The sequence below is a fragment of the Kocuria sp. CH-021 genome, from assembly GCF_049716185.1.
Classification (GTDB): domain Bacteria; phylum Actinomycetota; class Actinomycetes; order Actinomycetales; family Micrococcaceae; genus Kocuria; species Kocuria cellulosilytica.
Map to the genome: position 1 here is coordinate 1 of NZ_JBNAFK010000043.1, position 3,872 is coordinate 3,872.

3 protein-coding genes are annotated in these 3,872 nt (G+C 69.6%); all 3 read right to left on the reverse strand.

The genetic code is table 11. The annotated features are described in order from the left end of the window. Positions 1-587 precede the first annotated feature (587 nt). Genes ACPYN7_RS17850 through ACPYN7_RS17860 form a run of 3 tightly spaced genes read right to left on the reverse strand, consistent with a single transcriptional unit; the run spans position 588 to position 3,601 of the window. The gene (locus ACPYN7_RS17850) at positions 588-1,511 is read right to left on the reverse strand and encodes an AAA family ATPase (protein WP_424348535.1); all 924 of its coding nucleotides are present in this window, start codon (positions 1,509-1,511) and stop codon (positions 588-590) included. Then, entirely contained in the window at positions 1,498-2,955 is a 1,458-nt protein-coding gene (locus ACPYN7_RS17855) for a Mu transposase C-terminal domain-containing protein (RefSeq protein ID WP_424348537.1), read from the reverse strand. Before ACPYN7_RS17855 ends, ACPYN7_RS17850 begins: the two co-directional genes overlap by 14 nt. Before the next feature lie 13 nt (positions 2,956-2,968). Further along, positions 2,969-3,601: a recombinase family protein gene (locus ACPYN7_RS17860; RefSeq protein WP_424348536.1), complete on the reverse strand. Its 633-nt coding sequence runs from the start codon at positions 3,599-3,601 to the stop codon at positions 2,969-2,971. Positions 3,602-3,872 lie beyond the last annotated feature (271 nt).

Sequence of the window (3,872 nt, forward strand, 5' to 3'; positions counted from 1 at the left end):
GTGTGAACCGCAGCGATAAGTGGCGGTGTTCTGACAGAGCTAAATGACTTCTTCGGGGCGGGGCAGTCAGTAGCGGGCCAGCTGGTCAGCCTGGTTCGAAGAGATTGATGGCCTGGCCTGTCTCGGTGGCCGTTCCACGTTCTTCATGTCGGGGGATGGCTTGTTGCGCCGGGCTTCAGCCCATGTCTCCGGTGCCTGCTCCTCCGCCGGCGCCCCACAGTCCGACCGAGTGGGTTTCCGGGGCAACACTGCGATCACGGGGCCCCGAGTTGTCGGCACCAGAGTTTCGGTGGCGGCGTCGGCCGATGACCAGGACGGCAATGCACAACAGGGCGAGGACGGCGATCACCGTCAGAAAGACCCAGCTGGAGGAAGCGGTCGCTGTCGTGGCGGAGGGAAGCAGGGGCAACATGGCGGACTCCTTCGTCATCGCGTGCCTTCAGGGTAGAACGGCAAAGGGCTTGGCGATAGGAAACTTCCGCTGCAACGTCGGAGTCGTACCGACGGTACGTGCCCGAGAGGAATGGTGCGCAGTGGGCAGCAGGGACTCTGGGATGGCGGGCTGCCTTGGTGGTCCACTCCGCTGTTCAGTGGCCGATGAGGAGTGCGTCGCGGGCGGCTTCGACGACTTCGGGGGTGACGGTCTCGAGCTGGTTGATGTCCAGGATGCGTTGGATCTGGGTGAGGAGGCGGTCGACGAGGCGGAAGTTGCCGCCGGTGATCCGGGCGATGGTGGCGATCGCGACCGTGCGGGTGAACTCGTCGTCCTCGCCATCGAGTCCATTGGTGTGCCAGCGACGGGTGAGGACGGCGGTGAGCTCTTCGGGGGTGAGCGGGCGGTATTCGTGGGCGAAGCCCACACGGCTGTAGAGCTGGGGGTAGCGTCCCAGGCGTTTGTCGATGCCGGGCATCCCGATGAGGATCACCCCGAGGGTGTGGCGGTCGTAGTAGTCGCGGACCTGTTCCAGGCCGGTGGTCTTGAGCCGGTCGGCTTCGTCGATGATGAGCAGCTCGGTGAGCCCGGAGGAGCGCGAGTCGGGGTGCACGAACGGGTCGATGCGGCCGTGGCGGTGGTAGTCGATGGCGTAGGAGATCTGCTGGCAGGCCCGCGGCAGGGCTTGGTCGACCTGTCGGGGGCTGGCGGTGACGGTCGGGGTCCACAGCGCGGTGCGGGCCTGCAGGACCCGTTCGGGGATGGGGCCGGGCTCGCGGTCCTCGCCCAGGTCTCGTTGCCACTGTTCCCATTGCGGGGCCCCGGCGTAGTGGCGGGCCGAGAGGGTTTTGCCGACCCCGGGTGGGCCCCAGCACAGACCGATGTAGCGGTGGGTGCGGACGGTGTCGGCGAACTCGATGAAGCGGCGGTGCTCGCGGGTGGGCAGGAACGGCGGTGCGCCCGGGGGCGGGGGTGAGGTGAGCCCGTTGACCTCCCCGAACGTGCCGGAGAGGAAGCGCCGGCCGTCGTCGCCCTTGCCCAACAGGCTGCGGGAGGAGTCGGGCTCAGTCGGTGGCATAGGTCCGCAACCGGTGTCGGGGCGCCGGCTCCGCCGGCGGGCCCGCGGTCGGGCGCGGCGCCGGGGCGGGTGGTGGTGCCCAGCGGTCGTCGGCGGGCAGGGCGTCGGCGAGGCTGCGCCGGGCGCGCAACTGCTGCTTCAGCGCGGCGCGCCGGGCACCCCGGGCCTGTTGCAGCTGCTGGAGGGTGATGGTCTCGGCGGCCAGTTCGGGGGCGATCGCCCGGCACAGGTAGGTGTCCTGGTGGTAGACGCGCACCTCGCCGGCGTCGCGGGGGTCGTAGCGGATGGTCACGGTCTCGGAGACGTAGGCGGCCAGCACTGGACAGATGTAGCGGGTGCCTTGAAAGCGGATGCCGTCGCGCTGGACGATGCGGGTGGTCGCTGCGGTGAGCAGCAGCAGGTCGAGATCTTCCGGCCGTGCTGGGGCTCGGGGGATCCACCCGGCCCCGATCCAGCGGGCGGCCGGGGCCTGGCCGGTCTCGGAGTGCACCCGGGCGTGGTAGTCCTCGATGAGGTAGCGCTGGACCACTGCGTCGAGCTGCTCCAGGCTCAGGGCGGGTGGTGAGGTGGGGGTGCCGCCGGTGCCGTGCGGGATGTGTCCGGGCAGGTGCGGGAGCACCTCGGTGGTGATCGTGCCGTAGAAGCGTTCGATCTTCCCCCTCCCCTGCGGGACCCCGACGCGGGAGTGGATGAGCCGGATGTGGGTGTCCAAGCAGACCCGCTCGAGCCGGGTGCTGGTGAAGTCGGCCCCGTGGTCGCTGTAGAGCACCTCGGGCAGCCCCTGGACCGGCCAGGCCGGATCGGGCTTGGCCCGCACGGCCTGGTGCAGGGCCAGGGCGGTCTGCTCCGCATTCGGGGCGCCGGTGAAGACGGTGTAGCCGGCGACCGCGCGGGAATAGTCGTCGAGGATCACGCTCAGCCACGGCCGCACCGGGCGCCCGTGGTGGTCGAGGATCGCCACGTCGAGCAGGGTGTGATCGGCCTGCCACTGCTCATTGGGCCTGGTGGCCGTCCGGCGGTGCACCAGTTCGAACCGGCCCCGGTAGGCGGTGTCTCCTTCCAGGGCCAGGGTGCGCAGCCCGGGGTCGATGGCGGCGATCACGCTGCGCACGCTCGAGTAGCTCGGAACGGGCCATCCGCGCTCCGGGGCCAGATCGCACACCCGGCGGTGGATGAACGTGGTCGTCGGTGCCGGCCGGCGCAGCGCCAGGGCCTCGATCACCGCGATCAGCTCCGCAGGCAGCCGGCGGTGGCCGCGGTCGCTGCGGACCTGGCGTTCCAGACCGGCCGTCGAGGAGTCCGTCCGATACTCGGCGGCCCAGCGCTGCAAGGTGCGGACCGAGACCTGGGCGTGGGCGGCGAGTCGGGTCAGTGGCACCCCGTCGTCGAGGTGCTGGCGCACCAGTGCCGCTTTCTCCTGCGGACTCAGCTGCGCCACCACCATCACCCCACGAGGGTCAGTCCGCCGGACCGGGCTCGGGTTCGGCGGCGGTGACCGGTCCGGCCGTCACCGGCTCCGGCGGTCGGGGCGGAAGGTGGCGGTAGAGGCTGGTGCGGGTGATGCCGGTCTTGGCCACGATCTCGGCCATCGTGTGCCCGGCCTCGCGCAGGTGTGCGGCGTAGGCCAGCTTGTCCGGGTCCACCACCGAGGGCCGCCCGATCCGCCGGCCCTTGGCCGTGGCCACCGATCGGGCGTGGGCGGCGCGCTCGAGGGTGTAGGTGCGTTCCATCTGCCCGAACAGCGCCAGCAGCACCACCGCCAGCTGCGCCATCGGGTCGTTCGGGTTGGTGGAGTCCACCTTGATCGGGTCCGCCAGGTTGCGCACCCCCACCCCCCGCTCGGCCAGATCGTGGATGAGGTTGAGGGTGTCGCGCACGGTGCGTCCGAGCCGGTCCAGGGTGTGCACCACGATCACATCACCCTCCCGTGCGTAGGCCAGGGCCGCAGTCAACCCGGGGCGCTCCGTGGTGGCCCCGGACTTCTTGTCCACATAGATCCGCTCGGCGGCGATCCCGACCTGCCGGAGCGCGTCGATCTGCCGATCGAGGTCCTGTTTGGCCGTCGAGACCCGCGCGTAGCCCAATTCCATGCGACCAGCGTACCGGAAGTCGGTTCCGTACGGCCTAGATGGCACTGAGTTCCAGGACTAACTTCTGGCACTCAAATCGTTATCCATAGTCCCCGAACATAGATCTCGACGCCGAGCGTCCCAGTACCTTGGAAGTGGGACAGCAGCCCGGGCCGGACAAACTCTCAACCATCTCGAGCTCGAACGACCCATCGACCCGGATCGGACCGCTCGGCCTTGCTCCCGTCATTTAGCTCTGTCAGAAGCACGCCACTTATCGCTGCGGGTCACA

Coding starts and splice junctions, on each gene's coding strand:
- ACPYN7_RS17850 (WP_424348535.1), bottom strand. CDS start 1,511: ATGCCACCGACTGAGCCCGACTCCTCCCGCAGCCTGTTGGGCAAGGGC.
- ACPYN7_RS17855 (WP_424348537.1), bottom strand. CDS start 2,955: ATGGTGGTGGCGCAGCTGAGTCCGCAGGAGAAAGCGGCACTGGTGCGC.
- ACPYN7_RS17860 (WP_424348536.1), bottom strand. CDS start 3,601: ATGGAATTGGGCTACGCGCGGGTCTCGACGGCCAAACAGGACCTCGAT.